This is a genomic window from Galenea microaerophila, assembly GCF_054657255.1.
The window spans coordinates 476,618-497,800 of record NZ_BAAHWZ010000001.1; the positions used below are offsets into that span (position 1 = coordinate 476,618).

20 protein-coding genes are annotated in these 21,183 nt (G+C 42.5%); 19 read left to right on the top strand and 1 reads right to left on the bottom strand.

Going from position 1 to position 21,183, the window contains the following annotated elements; all coding sequences use genetic code 11:
• Positions 1-20: 20 nt before the first annotated feature.
• From ACYQ05_RS02285 to ACYQ05_RS02355, 15 genes are all read left to right on the top strand, one after another.
• Positions 21-758 (top strand): flagellar basal body rod protein FlgF, encoded by a 738-nt coding sequence (locus tag ACYQ05_RS02285; RefSeq protein ID WP_459817942.1) that lies wholly within the window; start codon positions 21-23, stop codon positions 756-758.
• Between the two features lie 43 nt (positions 759-801).
• Positions 802-1,593, top strand: coding sequence for a flagellar basal-body rod protein FlgG (gene flgG / locus ACYQ05_RS02290; protein WP_459817944.1), 792 nt, complete (start codon positions 802-804; stop codon positions 1,591-1,593).
• A 26-nt stretch (positions 1,594-1,619) separates the two neighbouring features.
• Positions 1,620-2,324, top strand: coding sequence for a flagellar basal body L-ring protein FlgH (locus tag ACYQ05_RS02295; protein WP_459817946.1), 705 nt, complete (start codon positions 1,620-1,622; stop codon positions 2,322-2,324).
• A gap of 290 nt (positions 2,325-2,614) precedes the next feature.
• Positions 2,615-3,718, top strand: coding sequence for a flagellar basal body P-ring protein FlgI (locus tag ACYQ05_RS02300; RefSeq protein ID WP_459817948.1), 1,104 nt, complete (start codon positions 2,615-2,617; stop codon positions 3,716-3,718).
• Positions 3,719-3,727: 9 nt separating this feature from the next.
• The gene (locus ACYQ05_RS02305) at positions 3,728-4,150 is read left to right on the top strand and encodes a rod-binding protein (RefSeq protein WP_459817950.1); all 423 of its coding nucleotides are present in this window, start codon (positions 3,728-3,730) and stop codon (positions 4,148-4,150) included.
• Positions 4,151-4,186: 36 nt separating this feature from the next.
• Entirely contained in the window at positions 4,187-5,911 is a 1,725-nt protein-coding gene (flgK, locus tag ACYQ05_RS02310; RefSeq protein ID WP_459817952.1) for a flagellar hook-associated protein FlgK, read from the top strand.
• A gap of 3 nt (positions 5,912-5,914) precedes the next feature.
• Positions 5,915-6,895: a flagellar hook-associated protein FlgL gene (gene flgL / locus ACYQ05_RS02315; RefSeq protein ID WP_459817954.1), complete on the top strand. Its 981-nt coding sequence runs from the start codon at positions 5,915-5,917 to the stop codon at positions 6,893-6,895.
• Positions 6,896-6,975: 80 nt separating this feature from the next.
• Positions 6,976-8,208 carry a murein transglycosylase domain-containing protein gene (locus ACYQ05_RS02320; RefSeq protein WP_459817956.1) on the top strand — a complete coding sequence of 411 codons (1,233 nt, stop codon included), beginning with the start codon at positions 6,976-6,978 and terminating at the stop codon, positions 8,206-8,208.
• A 10-nt stretch (positions 8,209-8,218) separates the two neighbouring features.
• Positions 8,219-9,247, top strand: coding sequence for an NAD-dependent 4,6-dehydratase LegB (locus tag ACYQ05_RS02325; RefSeq protein WP_459817958.1), 1,029 nt, complete (start codon positions 8,219-8,221; stop codon positions 9,245-9,247).
• The gene (locus ACYQ05_RS02330) at positions 9,240-10,433 is read left to right on the top strand and encodes a LegC family aminotransferase (protein WP_459817960.1); all 1,194 of its coding nucleotides are present in this window, start codon (positions 9,240-9,242) and stop codon (positions 10,431-10,433) included. The genes ACYQ05_RS02325 and ACYQ05_RS02330 overlap by 8 nt, the downstream gene beginning before the upstream one ends.
• Positions 10,430-11,053, top strand: a complete 624-nt coding sequence (locus tag ACYQ05_RS02335; protein ID WP_459817962.1) for an acetyltransferase — start codon at positions 10,430-10,432, stop codon at positions 11,051-11,053. The genes ACYQ05_RS02330 and ACYQ05_RS02335 overlap by 4 nt, the downstream gene beginning before the upstream one ends.
• A complete protein-coding gene (gene neuB / locus ACYQ05_RS02340; protein ID WP_459817964.1) occupies positions 11,050-12,054 on the top strand; it encodes an N-acetylneuraminate synthase in 1,005 nt (334 codons plus the stop codon). The genes ACYQ05_RS02335 and neuB overlap by 4 nt, the downstream gene beginning before the upstream one ends.
• The gene (gene neuC, locus ACYQ05_RS02345; RefSeq protein WP_459817966.1) at positions 12,048-13,241 is read left to right on the top strand and encodes a UDP-N-acetylglucosamine 2-epimerase; all 1,194 of its coding nucleotides are present in this window, start codon (positions 12,048-12,050) and stop codon (positions 13,239-13,241) included. Before neuB ends, neuC begins: the two co-directional genes overlap by 7 nt.
• A gap of 8 nt (positions 13,242-13,249) precedes the next feature.
• Positions 13,250-14,317, top strand: coding sequence for a nucleotidyltransferase family protein (locus ACYQ05_RS02350; protein WP_459817968.1), 1,068 nt, complete (start codon positions 13,250-13,252; stop codon positions 14,315-14,317).
• Positions 14,314-15,024 (top strand): acylneuraminate cytidylyltransferase family protein, encoded by a 711-nt coding sequence (locus tag ACYQ05_RS02355; RefSeq protein WP_459817970.1) that lies wholly within the window; start codon positions 14,314-14,316, stop codon positions 15,022-15,024. The genes ACYQ05_RS02350 and ACYQ05_RS02355 overlap by 4 nt, the downstream gene beginning before the upstream one ends.
• 67 nt (positions 15,025-15,091) lie before the next feature.
• Here the strand turns inward: ACYQ05_RS02355 and ACYQ05_RS02360 are convergent, their stop codons facing one another.
• Positions 15,092-17,605 carry a 6-hydroxymethylpterin diphosphokinase MptE-like protein gene (locus ACYQ05_RS02360; RefSeq protein WP_459817972.1) on the bottom strand — a complete coding sequence of 838 codons (2,514 nt, stop codon included), beginning with the start codon at positions 17,603-17,605 and terminating at the stop codon, positions 15,092-15,094.
• 207 nt (positions 17,606-17,812) lie between these two features.
• On the opposite strand from ACYQ05_RS02360, the gene ACYQ05_RS02365 reads away from it, so the two are divergent.
• From ACYQ05_RS02365 to ACYQ05_RS02380, 4 genes are all read left to right on the top strand, one after another.
• Positions 17,813-18,640 (top strand): flagellin N-terminal helical domain-containing protein, encoded by an 828-nt coding sequence (locus ACYQ05_RS02365; RefSeq protein ID WP_459817974.1) that lies wholly within the window; start codon positions 17,813-17,815, stop codon positions 18,638-18,640.
• Between the two features lie 32 nt (positions 18,641-18,672).
• The gene (locus tag ACYQ05_RS02370; protein ID WP_459817976.1) at positions 18,673-19,131 is read left to right on the top strand and encodes a flagellar protein FlaG; all 459 of its coding nucleotides are present in this window, start codon (positions 18,673-18,675) and stop codon (positions 19,129-19,131) included.
• Positions 19,132-19,216: 85 nt separating this feature from the next.
• On the top strand, positions 19,217-20,050 hold the full coding sequence (locus tag ACYQ05_RS02375; RefSeq protein ID WP_459817978.1) for a flagellin N-terminal helical domain-containing protein: 834 nt from the start codon (positions 19,217-19,219) through the stop codon (positions 20,048-20,050).
• Between the two features lie 270 nt (positions 20,051-20,320).
• Positions 20,321-21,148 (top strand): flagellin N-terminal helical domain-containing protein, encoded by an 828-nt coding sequence (locus ACYQ05_RS02380; RefSeq protein WP_459817980.1) that lies wholly within the window; start codon positions 20,321-20,323, stop codon positions 21,146-21,148.
• Positions 21,149-21,183: the final 35 nt, after the last annotated feature.

Sequence of the window (21,183 nt, forward strand, 5' to 3'; positions counted from 1 at the left end):
AATCATCTAAAGGAACCGTTATGAACCGTATGTTGTATATCGCCATGAGTGGCGCCAAAGAGGCGATGCTTTCACAAGCGAATACTGCGAATAATTTGGCCAATGCGAATACAGATGGTTTTAAAAAGGATTTTAATGAGTTTCGGGCTCAGCATGTTGAAGGGCCAGGTTGGAACTCAAGAGCCTATTCAATGAATGAACGCCCAGCGACCGATTTTTCAGCCGGTCCGATTAAGGTGACTGGGCGAGAGTTGGATGTGGTCACCAAAGAAGATGGTTTTATGATGATTCAGACGCCAGAGGGTGGGCAAGCGCTGACGCGGACTGCCAGCATGCAGATTACAGCCAATGGGGATCTGGTGGATGTGCATGGTAATCCGATTTTAAATGAAGGCGGGACGCCGATTAATATCCCACCGGCAAGAGGTATTCATCTTGGCGATGATGGCACCATTTCCTTTATCCCTGCGGATGCGCCCAGTAATGAGTTAGTAGTATTGGATCGTTTGCGTTTGGTTAAGCCAGATATTAAGCAGTTAGAAAAAGGGTTAGATGGGTTTATCCGCACAAAAGAGCAGGATTTACCACAAGCCAATGTCAAGGTGGTGAGTGGCGCTTTAGAAGGCAGTAATGTTAATACGATCGAAGCCTTAACCAATATGATCGAGCTGTCACGTAAGTATGAGATGCAGATTAAGATGATGCAGACCACTAAAAGGCATGCACAAGTTTCTGACAAATTATTGTCAATGAGATAAACATAAAGAACCATAGACCAGAGTTTAACAAGGGGAAATTGTCATGAACAGAGCACTCTATGTCGCCAAAACAGGCTTGGAAGCACAAACATTTCGTTTAGCCGCAATCTCTAACAACCTCGCCAATGCTAATACCTATGGGTATAAAACTGGACGCGCTGAATTTGATGATCTACTTTATCAAAATGTGCGTCAGCCCGGTGCACAAGCGACGCAAGATGAGAGTAATACTTTACCTTCAGGCTTACAGTTGGGAGTTGGTGTTAAAGCGGTTGGGGTGCAAAAGCTCTTTTCTCAAGGGAATCTGATGATCACGGATAACCAGCTAGATTTGGCGATTAATGGAAAAGGGTTTTTTCAGGTCTTAGACCAAGATGGCAATATTATGTATACCCGTGATGGCTCATTTCAGGTCAATCAAAATGGTGATTTGGTGACTTCATCAGGTTATTTAGTGGAGCCCAATATCAATATTCCCCAAGATGCGACGGAAATTGTGGTCTCACGTGATGGGATTGTTTCTGCAAAAGAGCCTGGCAATACAGAATTGACCCAGCTTGGGCAATTGCAACTTGCCACATTTATTAATCCAGCAGGTCTAGAAGCTAAAGGTCAGAATTTTTTTGTGGAAACTACCGCTTCAGGTACACCGACGGTGAACAATCCCGATAATGCAGATGCTGGGGCGATTGAACAAGGCGCTTTGGAAGCCTCAAATGTGAATACCGTTAATGAGTTGATCGGCATGATTGAAGCGCAACGCACCTATGAAATGAACTCTAAAGCAATTAAGGCGGCGGATGGCATGATGCAGTATTTAAATAATAATATTTAATAATGGGTAATGGCAGGAGAATTGAGATGAAACCTTTAAAAATCCTCCAATGGCTAGTGGTGAGCAGTGTCATTTTGCAGTTGATGGGTTGCTCATCACCGGTGCCTAAACGGATGGAAAAGTTTGATTATTCACCGGCTTATCCAACCAATATTCCACAACAGACGCCCCCTAAAAATGGTTCACTTTTTCAAGCAGGGGGCATGACGCTGTTTGATGATTCGCGTGCACATAAGGTTGGAGATATTATTACGATCAAACTGCAAGAGAGTTTTGATGCAAAAAAGAAAGATGAGGCCAAGTATAACAAATCTAACAGTCAAGATTTTGGCGTTTCAACGCCCTTGAATCTTTTTGGTCGCAGTTCAAGCCAGGTTTTAAAAGAGGCAGGGACCTTTGGAATAGGTTATGGTTCATCAGGACAATTTAATGGAAAAAGTGATGTAAAACAGGGGTCTAGTTTGAATGGATCGATTGCGGTTACGGTGGTTAAGGTGATTCCAAATGGTAATTTGGTGGTGCGTGGCGAAAAATGGATTACCATTCATGATGGGGATGAAGTGGTTCGTTTTGCAGGCATTATTCGTCCACAAGATATTGCGCCTGATAACACCATTGTCTCTACAAAAGTAGCAGATGTGCGCTTAATCTATCAAGATCACGGTATGGCGGGCGATACTGCACGTCCAGGTGCGGCCACTAAATTCTTAAATAAATATTGGCCACTTTAAGGGGTAAGGGTTTGATATTTAATTAAAATTCTTCTATAATAACTTTACCTGAAACTTTAAATTGCCTTCAAATATTTATCGTTTCTTTTTTCACCGGCTTGTTTTTCTAATCTCCTTTTTGCAAGCCGGTTTTTTCATGCCTAAATATCCCCCTTATCCCTCTATATCGACCATTATTTAGATTCTTGAGGTCTGAATCATTATTGTTGGCATAACCTATGCTAACGTGTCTGTATCCTATGATAAAAATAACATAATTTTGACAGATTGAACGCATAAGGGAGTTTGTCATGAAAACCAGAAAAATCCACATTTTTATTTTGGCAACGCTGATATTATGGATGCAAGCCAGCTGGGCAGAGCGAGTAAAAGACTTAGCCAATGTGGCAGGGGTTCGCTCTAACCATCTGGTGGGCTATGGTTTAGTGGTCGGTTTGAATGGCTCAGGGGATAAGACGCCTTTTTCAGAGCAGAGTTTGCGCAGCATGCTGAATAAATTTGGGATTCATATTCCAGATGGTCAGAAAACCAATACTAAAAATATTGCCGCTGTGGCGGTGCATGCCACCTTACCTGCTTTTGCCAAACCGGGACAAAAAATTGATGTCACCGTTTCCTCTTTAGGTAATGCCAAAAGTTTAAGAGGAGGTACCTTATTAATGACCCCTTTAAAAGGGGTGGATGGAAATGTTTACGCCCTGGCACAAGGGAATTTAATTGTGGGGGGATTAGATGCCTCAGGTAAGGACGGTTCTAAGATCACCATTAATGTGCCCAGTGTGGGGCGTATTCCAGATGGTGCGATGGTTGAGCGCTCTGTCAACACCGGCTTTGATTTAGGGAATACCATCACTTTGAATTTAAAAAATCCCGACTTTACGACAGCGACCAATTTGGTGAATGCGATCAATGCTAAATTAGGCGCGGGGACTGCACGTGCGAATGATGGGGATTCGGTTGAAGTGATGGCGCCGCGTTCGAAAAACCAACGTGTGGCGTTTTTATCCCTGATTGAAAATATTGAAGTTAATCCCGGATCACCCGCAGCACGTGTGATTGTGAATTCACGCACTGGCACTGTAGTCATTGGCCAGAATGTGACTGTTGGGCCTGCCGCAGTGACGCATGGCGGCATGGTGGTAAAAATTCAAGAATCGAATCAAGTCTCACAGCCCAACCCTTTTGCCGGTGGAAATACGCAGGTGACGCCTAATACTCAAGTGTCAGTGGAAAATCAGGGGAAGGATAGAATGTTTGAATTTCCTAAAGGCACATCTTTGAATGATATTGTGCAAGCAGTGAATAAAGTTGGCGCAGCGCCTGGGGACTTGGTGGCAATTTTGGAAGCTTTGAAACAAGCAGGTGCCTTAAAAGCGGACTTAATGGTCATTTAGGAGGTTTAGATGTTAGCACCAGTTAATCCACAACAGAAAGATTATCAACTGGTTACCGATGTTCAAGCCTTGAATGGTTTAAAACAGACGGCCAGACAGGATCAGGCAAAAGCGTTGCGCCCTGTTGCAGAACAGTTTGAAGCTTTGTTTATTGATCAAATTATGAAAGAGGCGCGAAAAGTCAAGTTTGATGATGGCTGGCTGGATGGTGGTCAATCGGACTTTTATCAACAGTGGCACGATCAACAGCTTTCTCAAGAGCTGTCCACTAAAGGTTCATTAGGCTTGGCCGATTTAATTGTTAAGCAGCTTGCCCCGACTCTACCGCATGGAGAAGGGGATAAGGGAACGCAAGATGCGCCTATCATAGAAAAAAAGAAAGTGCCGAATACAGCCACTCATTTGAGTTTACGTGCGCTACAACAAAAATAAGCATCGTGCAATTGACCAGAATCAAAGGATAAGATCATGGCAGACCTACTTGGGATTGGAAGTTTAGCTTCCATGAGTTATAAGAAAGCGATTGAGGTGACAAGCCATAATGTCGCCAATGTGGGAACGGAGGGTTACCACCGTCAACGCGCAGAGATTGTGAGTAATACGCCGCAAGTTGTAGGGAATAGTTTTTTAGGAGGGGGGTCACGTGTTGACAGTGTGACGCGTGTGTATGAGGATTATATTCAAAATCAGCTCATTTCTGCTAATGCTTTAAATGAACGTTATGATCAACAATTGAAACTCTCAAAGCAGATAGAAGGTGTGGTAGCCTCTAATGATCAGGGCGTACAGCAATTTATGCAGCGCTTTTTTGATTCAATGCAAAACCTAGCCAATGATCCGACCTCTAATACCAATCGTCGTTTAGTATTAAATGAATCTATTAATTTAGAAAGCCATATAGGAAATTTATCCTTTATTTTGAATGAAAATAAGCAAGAAACCAATAATCAGATTAAAGATACCGTTGAAAAGATTAACCAAAATTTGCAGATGATTCAGAAAATTAATACACAAGTGGCGCGAGCTTTAGCCAGCAGTCAGCAACCGCCCAATGATTTATTAGATAAGCGAGAAGAAGCGATTAAAGACTTAAGTACAAATTTGGATATTAAGCCTTTTCGACACAAGGATGGAAGCATTGATATTCATACGGCCAATGGACGTATTCCGTTAATTAGTGATAATTCCATTACCCCATTATCTGCTCACTTCAGTGACTTTACCAATGAGGGGCGGATTGAAGTGTTTGCCAATATTGGTGGGCAAGAGAAGAAAATCTCTGATCAAATAGTTGGCGGGCAATTAGGTGGGATTTTAGATTTTCGTAAGACAATGTCAGATAAAGCGCAAAATGAATTGGGGGTTTCTATCAATGGATTGGTGGCGGCTGTCAATTGGCAGCATAAGCAAGGCTGGGACATTAATGGAAATCCGGGCGGAGATTTCTTTGTGCCTTTGGATGCTCAAGCCGTGAAAGATAAAAATAATACCGGAACAGAAGATGGTTCCAATATTCATGTGACATTTAGTCCAACACCTGCCACGGTAAACCAAGCTTTTACCGAAATAGGGAATTTCCAAGCAAGAGAGTATGAGTTAAAGTATAACGCAGGTGGTACTTTTACAGTTTATGATCATAAGAGTGGACAGCAGTTATATACCAGTTCTGGAAACACTTTTGATTTAGAAGGCTTGCATTTTGATGCTTCGTCAGCGGGTTCAATGAATGATGGTGATCGCTTTTTGGTGAAGCCGCATCAAGCCATTTTGGAACAGTTTAAAACTCAGATAACCGATACAGACGAAATTGCAACGCGTGGAGAAGACCCTAATAATCCAGGCAATCCTGCAGGTGTGGGCGATAATGTGAATATTGCTAATATAGCGAGTCTTGCAGATAAATCGCTTCTGTATGCGGATGGAACAGGCAATCCCAGTGAGACACTATTCGGGGGCTACTCAAAAATGGCTGTCAATGTGGGGATGTATGTACAGGGGACCCAAGTGCAATATGATGCACAAAAGAGCGTTTTACAACAAGTTACAGAGCGTAGCGAGTCACTATCGGGTGTGAATTTAGATGAAGAAGCTGCAAATTTAATGCGCTTTCAACAAGCTTATCAAGCCTCAGCACAGATTATTCAAACTTCTCAGTCTATGTTTGCCACTATCTTGGGTGCTTTAAGGGGGTAAAAAATGAGAATTTCAACCAATCAATTTCATAATCAAGGGATAGATGCGATTAGTAAGCATCAAGCCGATATCTTAGATATCCAAGAAAAAATGAGCACAGGCAAGCGTATTAATAAGCCAGGTGATGATCCAGTGGGATTACATCAAGTGCATAATTTGAAAAAAAGTATGTCACAGATCGAGACCTTTAAAAAGAATGGTGAATATGCCAGCGCTCAATTGAGTTTAGAAGAGACTCAGATTCAAACAGTTATTGACAGTGTTCAACGCGCGCGTGAATTGACAATTCAGATGATGAATGACTCTTACACGCCGGAAAATCGTCAAGCGGCGGCTGCAGAAATTGGGCAGTTAATCGAGCATGTGCGTAATGTGATGAACAGTAAAAATCCTGATAAAGAGTTGTTATTTGCCGGCTCTGATGTCCATGCCAATGCCGCTTTTGTACAAGATACCACCACAGCACCCAATGGTGACCCTTATTATAAATATAATGGCAGTAATGACGGTGGACGTTTTGTTCAAATCGCTTTTGATGTGGACAATCATATTAATTCAAACGATCTAGGGGACCCTTCTCGAGTTCGCATTACGGATAGAGGGAATAAAGTCTTTGATGTACCGGGTGCCTCGTCCTTACCAGCTGGGGTAGAACCAAATGTGCTAAATATTATGGTTCAGCTTAAAAGTGATCTGGATCAAGGTTTGCAACCCTCACCTCAAATTGGAGAAGATTTTTTAAAAGCTTTGGATAAGATGTCAAATGTGATGGCTGAAATTGGGGGACGTCAAAATCGGATTGAGACGCAGAAGGATGCGGGGGAATCTTTCCGCATGGCTTTGGAAGAGCGCCGAATGAATATTGAAGAGATGGATGTGGTGCAAGGCATTTCCGATTTTACCCAAAAACAGAATGCCTTACAGATGGCTCAGCAGATTTTTTCTAAAGTACAAAACATGTCTTTATTTAATTATTTCCGCTAGTGTCATTTTCTTGACAAAGAAGTTGGCATTGCCTTTGCTGATTGCTATTTATCTTAAGAATAGGATGCATAAGGGAAAATATGTCAGCACAGCGCTTTTTTTACAGCCTATTGGCAGCGATGGCTTTATTGATGGCTTTCAGTATTGGTATGATGGGCACGGCTGCAGTGCTACAAAAAAAAGCTTCCTTGTCCCCACCGTCATACTTAGAGCCAATGGAAGCGTTGAGCCAAACGACTCACTTTGAGCCGAAGATGGTAAATAGCGAGGCGGAGCAAACAGGGACTATTCGTCTTCCGAAATCGCATTTAAAATTTGAAAAAAACACTCAGATACAAGCCAAGTCTGAGTCGCAGCCATTACAAAAAGCAACGGATTTACACACTACAACGCCCCATCTACAACCATCTCAGCTTCAACAAGTCAAACAATCTAAACAAGCCAGCGCCGTTTTCCCTCATTATGAAATTGATGGAGGGGTTCTAAAACTTTATCTGCCTAAGCAAGCGGTCAGCTATCAAACCGTAAAACGGGCTTTAACGCGCTTATTGTTAAGCGATCAATTGCTACCTGCTTCTGAGTTACTGTCCACGCAATCATTTTCCACGCGTAAAGTGCCTTTTTTCTATGACAAAGTGCTTGATCAACAGCAGCAACCGATGCGTTATCCTGCGGATGTCTATCGTTTTGTGAATTATGTATTGACGCACCCCGATCAATATTTACAAGAAGGATTACAGAGCTTAACAATTGCTTTACCCTTAAAACCTCATGCCATTAGCGAGCCGGTTCATAAATATCAACAGTGGGTGGCGCGCTATGCGAAGCAGTTTTCCGTCAAGCCGGCATTGGTTTTTGCCATTATGGAAACGGAAAGTGGGTTTAACCCAAAAGCGGTTAGCCGCTCTCAAGCATTAGGGTTAATGCAATTGAAACCTCATGCGGCAGGTCAAGATGTTTACCAATATATTGATCTAAAGCGTGGTAAGCCATCAGCAGAAAAACTGTTTGATGCGGAAAATAATATTCGTATGGGGACCGCTTATATTGGTCTGTTGCAAAATGAGTATTTAGCCCAGGTTCGTAATAAACTCAGTAAGAAAATTTTGGCAATTGCTGCCTATAATGGGGGGCTATCGACCGTGCTTAAGGTGTTTGGCAATACAAAAGCACAGGCCATTCAAAATATAAATCGATTGAATCCAAAGCAAATTTATCGTAAGTTACGCTTACAACATCAATCTGCGGAAACCCGTGCCTATATCGACAAGGTGCTGAAAGCAGAATTAAAATATCAGAAAATCCTCTCTTAGGAGTCTACCGTTGGTACAACTGAAAAATAAACAGCAGAGTGGCCTCTCTTATTGGCAAGATAAACAAGTTTTAGTCACGGGTGCAGATGGTTTTATTGGCTCGCATCTGGCGGAGCAATTGGTGCAGGCCGGCGCCAAAGTGCGCGCTTTGGTACTGTATAACTCATTTAACCATTGGGGATGGCTAGATCATTCTCCTTTTGTGGATCAGATGGAAATTGTCAGCGGTGATGTACGCGATCCTTTCTTCTGTCAGCAAATCAGTGAAGGGATACATACCGTTTTCCATTTGGCTGCGTTAATCGCCATTCCTTACTCTTATATTGCCCCTAACTCTTATGTTGAAACCAATGTTAATGGCACCTTAAATATGGTGCAAGCTGCGAAAGATCAGCAGGTGCAGCGTTTTATGCATACCTCCACTTCCGAAGTCTATGGTACTGCACAATATGTCCCCATTGATGAGCAGCATCCTCTGCAACCCCAATCGCCTTACAGTGCCAGCAAAATTGGTGCGGATGCAATGGCGATGAGCTATTTCAATGCATTTGAAACGCCGGTTACCATTGCTCGACCTTTTAATACCTATGGCCCCAGACAATCGGCGCGAGCGGTGATTCCAACCATTATCACCCAAATTGCTAAGGGTATGAAGCAGATAAAACTGGGCGATACTTCTCCGACCCGAGACTTTAACTATGTGTTGGATACCTGTCACGGCATTATGGCATTGATGGCTTCAGAGAACACCATTGGCGAGACAGTCAATATCAGCTCCAATTATGAGATTTCCGTACAAGAAACCTTAGAGTTGATTAAGCAGTTAATGGATTCAGATGTGGCGTTTATTACTGATCAGCAACGGTTGCGTCCCAAAGGCTCAGAAGTGTTTCGTTTGTGGGGGGACAATCAGAAGATCCAGAAATTGACAGGTTGGCAACCACAATACACTTTAGAAAAAGGTCTGAAAGAGACGATTGAATGGTTTACTCAACCGGAACATCTTAAACAATATAAGGCCAATCAATACAATGTCTAATGACATCGTCTGTTCACTGGCTAAGACCCTTCGTGATTATTATGGTGTGGCAGAGGGTATGATTCCTTTGCATGCGCCCTGTTTTGATGCACAAGAAAAAGCGCTGGTGGCGGCCTGTATTGATTCCACTTTTGTCTCTTCGGTAGGCGAATATGTTGCTCAATTTGAACAACAGGTAGCGGATTTTGTCGGTGCCCCCTATGGGGTGGCTGTAGTCAATGGTACGGCCGGACTTATGCTGGCTTTGCGGGTTGCGGGGGTGCAGCCCGATGAGTTAGTGATTACCCAGTCGCTGACCTTTGTGGCAACGGCCAATGCCATTTCCCAGCTCTGTGCGACGCCACTGTTTCTTGATGTGGACAGAGAAACCATGGGATTAAGTACACAAGCGCTTAAAACCTATTTAGAAACGCAAACGGTGCAAAAACAGGGACACTGTTACGATAAAAGCACGGGTAAAAGGATTGCCGCTTGTCTGCCGATGCACACTTTAGGCATGCCGTGTGAGATTGAGCAGATTGTTGCGCTCTGCCGTGCTTATCACATACTGGTGATTGAGGATGCGGCAGAAAGTTTAGGCTCAAAAGTGTGCGATCGTTATACCGGAACTTTCGGTGATATGGGGGTGTTTAGTTTTAATGGCAATAAGATCTTAACGACAGGTGGGGGCGGTGTGCTGGTGACGCATAATAAAATGCTCGCTCAGCAAGCCAAACATTTAAGCACCACCGCTAAAAAACCTCATTCATGGGCATTTGAACATGATGCCATCGCCTACAATCTGCGACTGCCCAATCTCAATGCCGCTTTAGGCGTTGCGCAAATGCAAAAACTGCCCCGCTTCTTAGAAGAAAAACAGAAGATACATCAGTTGTATCAAAACTGGGTGCAAAATTTGCAGAAAATGCCAAAATCCCCAGTCCTGCCAGGTGATTTTCAGCTAATTTCCGCGCCTCATCATACCCGACCGAACTACTGGTTGAATGGATTTCTGCTCTCTGATCAAACAGAAAGAGATGCCTGGTTGCAAGCTTTGAATGAAGCTCAGGTCCAAGCGCGTCCTTTATGGACACCTCTGCACCAGCAGTCGATTTACCAAGGCGCACCTCGTCAAGCCTTACCCAATACCGAATGGTTGGCAGAGCGAGTAATTAACCTGCCCAGTGGCGTGAGGTGTATACAATGAACAAACTGCTGTTAATCGGCGGCGGTGGTCACTGCCGAAGCTGTGTGGAGGTCATTCAGGCAGAGCGCAAGTGGCAGATTGCCGGCATTGTCGAAGCGGATGCTCAGCAAGAAGTTTCGCATTGTTTAGGGGTTAGAGTGGTTGGATATGATCGTGATTTGCCTCAACTGCTAATGCAAACGCCACACTGTTTGCTCACCGTCGGCCAAGTCAAATCGGCCACACTGAGGAAACAGCTGTTTCAAACATTGCAAGACTTAGGGGCACAGTTTCCGGTCATCTACTCTCCTTTGGCCTATGTCGCCGCTTCGGCAAAAGTGGGCGAGGGCTCTATTGTGATGCATCAGGCATTGGTAAATGCTCAAGCGAAAATTGGGATGAATTGTATTATTAATTCGCAAGCTTTGGTTGAGCATGATGTCGTTATTGGCAATCATACCCACGTCTCAACGGGCGCAAAAGTAAATGGTGGCGTGCAGATTGGAGAGGACTGTTTAATTGGCAGTGGCACCGTGATTAAGCAGGGCGTAAAGATTGCTGATAAGGTGATTGTGGGGGCGGGCAGTTTGGTGTTGCAGCATATTTTACAGCCGGGCATTTACACAGGAGTCGTGAAATGAGTCAGACATTTATCATTGCAGAGGCGGGCGTTAACCATAATGGAGAGCTACGACAAGCGATTAAATTAGTGGATATTGCTGTGGCGGCGGGTGCTGATGCGGTCAAATTCCAGACCTTTAAGGCCGATAAGTTGGTTACAGAAAACGCGCAGCAGGCGGATTACCAAACAGAAAATACTGGGACAGAACAGAGCCAATATGCATTGCTTAAACAGCTCGAATTAAGTGAGATAGATCACAAAATGGTGTTGAATTACTGTCAGCAAGAAGGCATAGAGTTTATGTCCACCCCTTTTGACAGTGAAAGTATAGAGTTTTTGCACCATTTAGGCGTTCAGCGTTGGAAAATTCCTTCAGGTGAGTTGCTGTCTATTCCTTATTTGCAGCAGATCGCTCAATTTAATCAGCCAACCTATCTTTCAACGGGTATGGCGACTTTAGAAGAGGTGGGTTTAGCCGTTGAAACTCTATTCCAAGCTGGTTTGGCACGAGAAAATTTGACGTTACTCCATGCCAACAGCGCTTATCCAACCCCTTATCAAGATGTCAATTTACGCGCCATGCAAACGCTGCAAAAACAGTTTGGTTTACCAGTGGGTTTATCTGATCACAGCTTGGGGATAGAGGTGCCCATTGCTGCGGTGGCGATGGGGGCGAGTGTCATTGAAAAACACTTTACACTGGATCGGCAGCTACCAGGCCCTGACCATCAAGCCAGTCTAGAAGCGGATGAATTGCAACAGATGGTACAGAGTATCCGTCACATTGAGCAGGCCTTAGGCAGTGGTGAAAAAGCCCCGACAGATTCTGAAAAAGCCAATATTGCGATTGTGCGTAAGCGCATGGTTGCCAGTCAGCCGATTGCCGAAGGGGAAATTTTGACTGCAGAGAATGTCACCTTAAAACGCAGTGACAACGGCTTTTATGCGGATGTTTGGTGTGAAGTGATAGGTCAACCCGCTCCCAGAGCCTTTACAGAGGGCGAGGGGATTCAGTGGTAGATTCGCTCAAAAAGATTGCAGTGGTGACGGCCACTCGTGCCGAATATGGTCTATTGTCACATCTGATTCAGCAACTGCATCACCATCCTAAAGTGGCCTTGCAACTGTTTGTAACCGGTGCCCACCTTTTACCTGAACAGGGGGATACCGTTGAGGCGATTCGTCAAAGTGGTGTGCCAATTACAGCAGAAATTCCGATTATAAATGAGGCAACCCAGCCGGCACAAAATGCGATGGCGCAAATTACGTCTGAGGCTGTGGCCAAGTTTTCCGAAGCTTTTTTACACGATCAACCCGATTGTGTGGTGATCTTAGGCGATCGCTATGAAATTTTAGGGGTGGCGACAGCGGCACTGCTTAATCAAATCCCCATTGCCCATCTGCATGGTGGAGAGATCACGCTTGGCGCGGTGGATGACGCCATTCGTCATGCAATTACCAAAATGGCCAGTTTACACTTTGTAGCAGCAGAACCCTATCGGCAAAGAGTAATCCAGATGGGCGAGCTGCCTGAACGCGTTTTGAATGTGGGCGCTATGGGATTGGATGTCATTCAGCAAACAGCGTTTTTATCGCAATCGGAGCTGGAAAAGCATTTGGGCTTGCGTTTGACGCATCCACTGCTGTTAGTCACTTATCACCCCGAAACCTGGACAGGTCAATCGCCAGAAACCAGTTTGAATGAACTGTTTGCGGCTATGGAAACCTTTTCTAAAAAGTATGGGCAGATCACTGTGATTTGGACCGGGGCAAATTTAGATGCCGCAGGTGAACAGATTAACCAAAAGGTGCAGCAGCAGATTCAGCAGTGGCAGAGCCATGCACACATCCATGCGTTATATACCCCTTCACTGGGCTCTCAACGTTATTTAAGTCTGATGAAGCTGGCTGATTTAGTGATTGGGAATTCCAGTAGTGGCATTATTGAAGCGCCAGCCCTGCAAACGGCGACAGTGAACATCGGGCAACGACAAGCGGGTCGATTGATGGCCAACTCTATTTTTCAAGCAAATCCATCGCTAGATTCCATTCTGCAAGCGATGGAAAATGGGATAAACTTTAATTTTTCGGGCGGTGAAAGTCTTTATGGACAAGGTGAGAGTGCGCAAAAAGTGGTCGAAACCTTAGTTGAACAAGATTTTTCTCAATTGTTGCCGAAGCCTTTTGTAGATTTGAATTGTAGGTGAGCGTGTGTATGAAATTGTTTGCTTGGCAAAATATTGCCGTTTTTCCTCAGACCAGCGTTAAAGAAACCTTATCCGTAATGGATAAGGCGGCCTTGCAAATTGCATTAGTGGTTGATAAAGAGAATCATCTTTTGGGGACGGTTACTGATGGGGATATTCGTCGTGGGCTGTTAGCAGGCAAAATGCTTTCGAGCCCCATTGGTGAAGTGATGAATCTCACACCAAAAGTCGGTCAAGATTCCGAGCAGCCCACCTTGTGGCAGAAACGGATGCAGCAGTTTCAATTGCGTCATTTGCCTATTGTGGATGCCCAAGGCAAGATGGTGGGACTCTATTATGAAAAACCCGAACTCAAATCTTTAAAAAATCCAGTGATATTAATGTTAGGCGGTTTAGGGACTCGTTTACGACCTTTAACAGAAAATGTACCCAAGCCTTTGTTGCCGGTGGGCAATCAACCTATTTTAGAAACCATTATTAAACATATTGCTGAGCAGGGATTTGAACGTTTCTATTTTTGTATCAATTACTTGGGTGAGCAAATTCGGGCGTATTTTGGGAATGGTCAAGCTTATGGCATTGAGATTGAATACATAGAAGAGTCAGAGCGTATGGGGACTGCGGGGGCATTGAGTTTGTTATCCCAAAGACCCGAAGAAGACTTTATTGTGATGAATGGAGATCTGCTAACCAAAATTGATTTAAAAGCGCTATTGGATTTTCATCAACAGCACCAAAACTTGGTGACAGCTTGCGTCCGAGAGTATGCGCAGCAGGTGCCTTATGGTGTTGTGGAAATGGATGGACATCAGGTGACGCAATTGGTGGAAAAACCGGTCTATCGCTATTTTGTTAATGGTGGAATTTATGCGCTCTCACCTGAAGCCTTGGATTATGTACCGCAAAATCAGTTTTATGATATGCCCACCTTAATAGAGCATGCATTGGCAGAGCAAAAACCTGTCGGCGGCTTTCCCATTACCGAATATTGGATGGATATTGGACAGATGCCAGACTATTTGCAAGCTCAAGCAGATTATGATATTCACTTTTCAAAAACAGAGGGCGCAAAATGAGTCAATCTCAAGCAAAAGTTACTGCACTGATCCCAGCTCGAGGCGGTTCAAAAGGCATTCCGAAAAAAAACCTATTCCCGATTATGGCAAAGCCACTGTTGCAATATACCTTTGAAGCGGCACAAGCATCAAAGTATCTTACGAATATTATGCTTTCAACAGAAGATGAAGAGATTTTACATTTTGCGAATCTGCATAATATTGACACTCGCTACCGGCGTCCAACGCATTTAAGTTCTGATCAAGCACAGACCAATGATGTGGTGAAAGATTTTTTAATGTGGTTGCAACTGCAAGGGGAAATGCCAGATATTTTGGTTTTATTACAACCGACTTCTCCGTTGCGATCGGCAGAAGATATTGACAGAGCCATCACCCAGTTTCAAGAAAATCATTTAGATTCACTGGTCAGTGTCCATAAGATGACGGAACATCCTTATAAAAGCTTGGAAGTGAGTGCTGATGGGCAATGGCACTTCTTAGCGAAGCCCGAAAAGGATACGACACGACGACAAGATTATGATGATCGTTTTTATACCATTAATGGTGCTCTATATTTGGTTAAACCTGAATGGTTTTTACAAGAAGGTCGTCTAGTTGTAGAAGGGAAAACCCAGTTATTTGAAATGAATCCGATTTCGGGGATGGATGTGGATGAGTTGGTAGATGTATTCAAAGTAGAAGCTTATTTAAAGATGTTAGCTTAAAAAACTCTGGTCGAAGTCATTCAACCAGAGCAAAGCTTGTTAGCCATAAAACCATTTCTAATAATATTTAATGATTTGGATTTGAAATCTCTGATAGAAGCTTTGAAGCGGTATTGTTTTCTGGATCGAGTTTGAGGACTTGATTTAAAGCTTCTTTGGCATCTTCATTATTGCCTGTGGCGATGAGCTGTTTTGCAAGTTTTATCCAAGCCGTCGTATCTTTCGGATGCTTGCTTAAATAATTACTATAGGCCTGTAAAGCTTGATCAAACTGCCCCAGTGCAGAGGCGAGGTCTGCGAAGGAGAGCCAATATTCATCAGAAAAGTCTGTCAACACTTCTAAAGCATTTAAAGCGCTTTGATAATCTTTTTCATCAAGCGTTAACTGCACAATGCGTTTTAATGCGATATGCAGCAGTCTTTGGTCTTCAATTTGAGTGTAATAAGTATAAGCATCGGAGAGTTGACCTTTTAAGTCAGCAATGTAGCCCAGTGTGAGTTTAAGCAGCTCTTTTGCTTTATAACTCTCTTTAGTTTGAAGGTGATTGGCAATTTTTTCCAACGCTTCGACTTTACCTTGTTCAAAATATTCATGAGTTAAGGTAAAGATGGTCGTTAAGTTTTCGGCATTGTTTTTTAATTTCTTCGCCAGTTTAGAGTCTTCAGTTTGTTGAATTTTTTGTTTAAATTGAGCAATTAAGTTTTCGACTTGTTGTTGATGTTCTGGACTAAAATCATTCGGGTCAAGTGCATATTGTTTCAACCAAACTAAAACTCGACCCTCTTCATTATGCTGTTTCCAGAAGTTAATCAGTGATTCAATTTTGCGTTCACCTTGCGCTTCTTCTTTACGGTTGTTGATATGTTTGATCCCTTGATCGAGATTGAGCAAAATATCTACAGAAGTTTCGGTAATCGCGGTAAAAAAGTTGATCAGATTGTTTTTGATCTCTTCATTTGACATCTCGTCATCTGATATGGAAGGATCCATAAATTTCGCATAGGCATCATTCGCATAGTGATAGATAAATTCCATGGTTTCTAAATGCTTTTTACTGAGCTTAGATTTGATTTGTGTTATTTTTTGGGTCAGGTGATCCAGTTGTTGTTCATTTTCAAAGAGCTGTTTTGCAGCGTCTAGTCCCGACTGTGCCAGTTTCTGCGTGGCTTTGATTTCTTTGCGGAATTTTTGCAACTGCATTTTCATTTTGTCATAATGCTTTTGCACAACTGTTGGAGAAAAATCCAACGCTTGTACCATCTCTTGCAACGCTTGTTCTTTTTGTCCTGAATCCCCGAGTTGAATCTCTTCTAATTCTATAAAAGGAACATTTTCCATTGCGGCAGATTCATAACCAAGATTATAAAATGCAATGCCTTTTTGTTTGGCAATGTGGGCGACACGATCCATTTCTTTCATCGCATTGGCAAAGGCGTCATTGGTTTCCGCTAAACGCCCTGAGTTAGTGCGAACTTTTTGTCCTACAGTATGCACAAACATTTCGCCAAGTTGATTTTCTAAACTTGAGGATTCATGAGTTTGTCCTTCTGCACCATAACAGAAATCTACGCCAAGAAGATAAATTTGCGGGCAACCGAGAAAAGTGGCGATAGAAGCCATTGTATTGGTTACAGTCGGGCCTGAAGTGGCTAAATTGTCAGGCTGATCACTTTCAGCCCATGGAAAAAGGCGGTCGGTAAAAGTGTGTACACCACGCCATTCGGCTAATAAACTATGATGAGCATAATTGGTATGAATGAGCACAGACTTTTCACTAAAAGCTTCCATTTGTTTAGTATTGTCATAACTGACGTCATTGGGGTCAACCGTCACAATAAAATCCGGATCTATCCCTTCTTTAAGCAGGCGGGCGCTGATCCGGCCTGCAGCCAAAATTAAAATTTGTTCTTTATTTTGCTTAATCCATTCTATTCCCGCATCTAATGTAGGCCCACCACCGAGAAGGAGGGCAGGTGTTTGTGAAAACTGTTTCTGAAACTGAGCAATGGGATAAATATTATCGACACAGTTATATATTTGACCATTAATAAAGACATTTAAGGTACGCAAGCCGACATTGATCTGTTGAAAGCTACGAAACTCTGACAGTTTGTATTCCCAAGCTGCGGTGTAGTATTCAGAACGTTTGTCTAAAACGGATAGAGAACGAATGAGTTGCATTCGATTATGTGAAATATAGTGAGGGTAATGCAGCTCTAATTCTTCAAAAGGAGTCGTAATGGGATAGAGATCTACCTTTGGGTAGTTTTGTTCTGTCTGTTTTAGATAGTCAATGACTTCAGGTGCTTCAAAAACCACAAAATGTTTACTGGGATCTTGCTCCGCTTCTTTTTGTAATAGGGGAAGCAGTAATCCAGAATCGGATCCAACAACAAAATAAAGCGTTTTTTCTTGGTTAAATGCGTCGGCAAAAGTTTTAGAAAGGGTGGCTTGAGCACCGATGTTATCAAATGCTTTCTGGTTAATGCTTTCGAAGTAGGTATCACCAAATGGGTTTGTTTTCGGTGTGCCCAGTTCTAATTTTGGGAGTGCATCAATAGTGTTATCGAGTTGTGTCATGGAAATGTCCTTGTATGTCAATCTTGTGTCAATTTATAGATGATTTTAAGGACTGAGCAGAGGTTATGCCATTTTTTTGAAAAAAATTCATTATTTTCACTAAAGTTATATAAATGATGGCCGTTACAGACAGTGAAGGGAAATATTTTTGATTAAAGATATAACAAGAAATAATCTAATTTTCAATGATTTAAAAGGGGATATGTTATGTCAATGGTAATTAACACCAATATGGGATCAGAAAATGCGGTGCGTTTATTAGACCAAACATCAAGATCTCAAAAAACCTCAATGGAGCGTTTGACTTCTGGTTTACGCATTAATCACACTGCAGATGATGCGGCGGGTAAAGCGGTTGTAACGCGTATGGATTCTCAAGTGATTGGGACGGATATGGCGATTCGAAATACCCAAGACGGAATCAATATTATTCAAACCATAGATGGTGCGACAGAAGAAGTCGTGAATATGTTGCAGCGTATTCGTGAGCTAGGGATTCAAGCCGCTAACGATACTTATACAAGTGTGCAAAGAGCACAAATGAACCAAGAAGTGACACAATTAAAAAGCGAAATTGACCGTGTAGCGTCGACCACTAAATTTAATGGTATTGCTCTAATGAATGGCTCAAATGCTCAATTAAGTATCCATGCGGGTTGGGAGACAGCATCGGTAAATGAAATTAAAATAAGCTTAATCAGTATGCAAGCTTCTGCATTAGGGGTTGCTGCAGCGAATACTATTTCAACGCAATCAAAAGCGCTGTTAACGGTATCGCAAGTAGATAAAGCCATTTCTCAAATCAACACCATTCGGGCGAAATGGGGTGCGACGCAGAACCGTTTTGAACATACGATTGCTAACTTGCAAAATGTAAATGAAAACATTAAGAATTCACGTAGCCAGATCCAAGATGCGGATTTTGCGAGAGAGAGTGCAAACTTGGCGAGAACGCAAGTATTGCAACAAGCAGGGATGAGCATGTTGTCACAAGCGAATCAGCAACCTCAAAATGTGCTTTCACTTTTAAGGTAAGCGTTCAAAGTTAAACAATGGAGGGGTGAATTATGAATCCTGTCGATTCTAAACCATTAAATCCTTTACAAGACATGAAATTAACTCAACCTGTAGGTGAAGTTTTATCAAGTCAACAGGGCGCCCCTTCTACAAAATTACCGAAATTAGAGGGAAAAGAAAAATCCTCCTCTTTAAGCGTTGATGCTGAAAAACAGTCTCACGCAAAAGAAAAATTAGATAAAGAGATCCTTCAATTAAATCGTAAGTTAGCTCAGAGTCAAAGTACTTTGCATTTTGAAAAAGACGACAAAAGTGGGCGAACAGTGATTAAGGTAATTGATAGAGGGACCTATGAAGTGATCAAACAAATTCCTTCAGATGCTTTTCTTGAACAATCAGCACGAATTAAGGCGTTTTTAGAGCAAAAACAAACTTCGTCCTATGCTTATTCAGAGTATGGGGAGACGTCTCATGCTGTTTTAGGATTGTTGTTGAATAAAAAAGTCTAAAAAGACTTAAGTCTTTCTGTCTTGTGTCGATATAAACATTGAAGGCAATTTAAACACACAAGACTAGATAAAAAGGAGATATATCATGTCAATGGTAATCAACACCAATATGGGATCAGAAAATGCGGTGCGTTTATTAGACCAAACATCAAGATCTCAAAAAACCTCAATGGAGCGTTTGACTTCTGGTTTACGCATTAATCACACTGCAGATGATGCGGCGGGTAAAGCGGTTGTAACGCGTATGGATTCCCAAGTGAGGGGAACCGATATGGCGATTCGTAACTCACAAGATGGAATTAACTTGATTCAGACTGTGGATGGTGCAACTGAAGAAGTGGTGAATATGTTGCAGCGTATTCGTGAGCTAGGGATTCAAGCCGCTAACGATACTTATACAAGTGTGCAAAGAGCACAAATGAACCAAGAAGTGACACAATTAAAAAGCGAAATTGACCGTGTAGCGTCGACCACTAAATTTAAGGGTATCAATTTAATGAATGTGAGTGGTTCCACTGCTAAGTTAAGTATCCATGCGGGTTGGGAGACGGATTCAGTGAACCAAATTAACATAAGTTTAATCAATATGCGAACGTCTGCCTTAGGGATTTCTGCAGGGAATACTATTTCAACGCAATCAAAAGCGCTGTTAACGGTATCGCAAGTAGATAAAGCCATTTCAAAAATTAACACCAGTCGGGCGAAATGGGGTGCGACGCAGAACCGTTTTGAACATACGATTGCCAACTTGCAAAATGTGAATGAAAACATTAAGAATTCACGTAGCCAGATCCAAGATGCGGATTTTGCGAGAGAGAGTGCAAACTTGGCGAGAACGCAAGTATTGCAACAAGCAGGGATGAGCATGTTGTCACAATCGAATCAACAAGCTCAGCAAGTCTTGCAATTACTAAGATAAATACTAGTTATTTCATTTGTTTTTTTAAACCCGCCCTATGGCGGGTTTTTTGTTGTTGTTAGATTTAAGTTGACTTTCACTTTGTCCTTAACGATTACCATTTTCTTGAATGAGATTTTGTTAAAAAAGAGCCCAATTTTGCTAAAGAATTTGCAATATGACCGATAACTTAATTGAAGGCAACAAAGAGTGCCTAAGAAGAGAAAAACACAAGGCTGGCTCGATAAGAACCGTAAAGGCCAAAAGAGCAAAACACAAGGGAGAAGTATTATGTCAATGGTAATCAATACAAATATGGCATCAGAGAATGCCGTTCGTTTACTCGATCAAAGCAGTCGATCTCAAAAAACCTCAATGGAGCGTTTGACTTCTGGTTTACGCATTAATCACACTGCAGATGATGCGGCGGGTAAAGCGGTTGTAACGCGTATGGATTCTCAAGTGATTGGGACGGATATGGCGATTCGAAATACCCAAGACGGAATCAATATTATTCAAACCATAGATGGTGCGACAGAAGAAGTCGTGAATATGTTGCAGCGTATTCGTGAGCTAGGGATTCAAGCCGCTAACGATACTTATACAAGTGTGCAAAGAGCACAAATGAACCAAGAAGTAACACAATTAAAAAGCGAAATTGACCGTGTAGCGTCAACCACTAAATTTAATGGTATTGCTCTAATGAATGGCTCAAATGCTCAATTAAGTATCCATGCGGGTTGGGAGACAGCATCGGTAAATGAAATTAAAATAAGCTTAATCAGTATGCAAGCTTCTGCATTAGGGGTTGCTGCAGCGAATACTATTTCAACGCAATCAAAGGCGCTGTTAACGGTATCGCAAGTAGATAAAGCCATTTCTCAAATCAATACCATTCGGGCGAAATGGGGTGCGACGCAGAATCGTTTTGAACATACGATTGCTAACTTGCAAAATGTAAATGAAAACATTAAGAATTCACGTAGTCAGATCCAAGATGCGGATTTTGCGAGAGAGAGTGCAAACTTGGCGAGAACGCAAGTATTGCAACAAGCAGGGATGAGCATGTTGTCACAAGCGAATCAGCAGGCACAGAATATTATGCAGCTGTTAAAGTAGGATAAACTGCTTCTAAATAGGTAAAAGCCGTTAAG

What these genes read in the sequence shown, in the direction of transcription:
- ACYQ05_RS02320 (WP_459817956.1), top strand. Translation starts at nt 6,976, where the DNA reads ATGTCAGCACAGCGCTTTTTTTACAGCCTATTGGCAGCGATGGCTTTA.
- ACYQ05_RS02330 (WP_459817960.1), top strand. Translation starts at nt 9,240, where the DNA reads ATGTCTAATGACATCGTCTGTTCACTGGCTAAGACCCTTCGTGATTAT.
- ACYQ05_RS02305 (WP_459817950.1), top strand. Translation starts at nt 3,728, where the DNA reads ATGTTAGCACCAGTTAATCCACAACAGAAAGATTATCAACTGGTTACC.
- ACYQ05_RS02295 (WP_459817946.1), top strand. Translation starts at nt 1,620, where the DNA reads ATGAAACCTTTAAAAATCCTCCAATGGCTAGTGGTGAGCAGTGTCATT.
- flgG (WP_459817944.1), top strand. Translation starts at nt 802, where the DNA reads ATGAACAGAGCACTCTATGTCGCCAAAACAGGCTTGGAAGCACAAACA.
- flgK (WP_459817952.1), top strand. Translation starts at nt 4,187, where the DNA reads ATGGCAGACCTACTTGGGATTGGAAGTTTAGCTTCCATGAGTTATAAG.
- ACYQ05_RS02365 (WP_459817974.1), top strand. Translation starts at nt 17,813, where the DNA reads ATGTCAATGGTAATTAACACCAATATGGGATCAGAAAATGCGGTGCGT.
- ACYQ05_RS02350 (WP_459817968.1), top strand. Translation starts at nt 13,250, where the DNA reads ATGAAATTGTTTGCTTGGCAAAATATTGCCGTTTTTCCTCAGACCAGC.
- neuB (WP_459817964.1), top strand. Translation starts at nt 11,050, where the DNA reads ATGAGTCAGACATTTATCATTGCAGAGGCGGGCGTTAACCATAATGGA.
- ACYQ05_RS02335 (WP_459817962.1), top strand. Translation starts at nt 10,430, where the DNA reads ATGAACAAACTGCTGTTAATCGGCGGCGGTGGTCACTGCCGAAGCTGT.
- ACYQ05_RS02285 (WP_459817942.1), top strand. Translation starts at nt 21, where the DNA reads ATGAACCGTATGTTGTATATCGCCATGAGTGGCGCCAAAGAGGCGATG.
- ACYQ05_RS02355 (WP_459817970.1), top strand. Translation starts at nt 14,314, where the DNA reads ATGAGTCAATCTCAAGCAAAAGTTACTGCACTGATCCCAGCTCGAGGC.
- flgL (WP_459817954.1), top strand. Translation starts at nt 5,915, where the DNA reads ATGAGAATTTCAACCAATCAATTTCATAATCAAGGGATAGATGCGATT.
- ACYQ05_RS02300 (WP_459817948.1), top strand. Translation starts at nt 2,615, where the DNA reads ATGAAAACCAGAAAAATCCACATTTTTATTTTGGCAACGCTGATATTA.
- ACYQ05_RS02360 (WP_459817972.1), bottom strand. Translation starts at nt 17,605, where the DNA reads ATGACACAACTCGATAACACTATTGATGCACTCCCAAAATTAGAACTG.
- ACYQ05_RS02370 (WP_459817976.1), top strand. Translation starts at nt 18,673, where the DNA reads ATGAATCCTGTCGATTCTAAACCATTAAATCCTTTACAAGACATGAAA.
- ACYQ05_RS02380 (WP_459817980.1), top strand. Translation starts at nt 20,321, where the DNA reads ATGTCAATGGTAATCAATACAAATATGGCATCAGAGAATGCCGTTCGT.
- ACYQ05_RS02375 (WP_459817978.1), top strand. Translation starts at nt 19,217, where the DNA reads ATGTCAATGGTAATCAACACCAATATGGGATCAGAAAATGCGGTGCGT.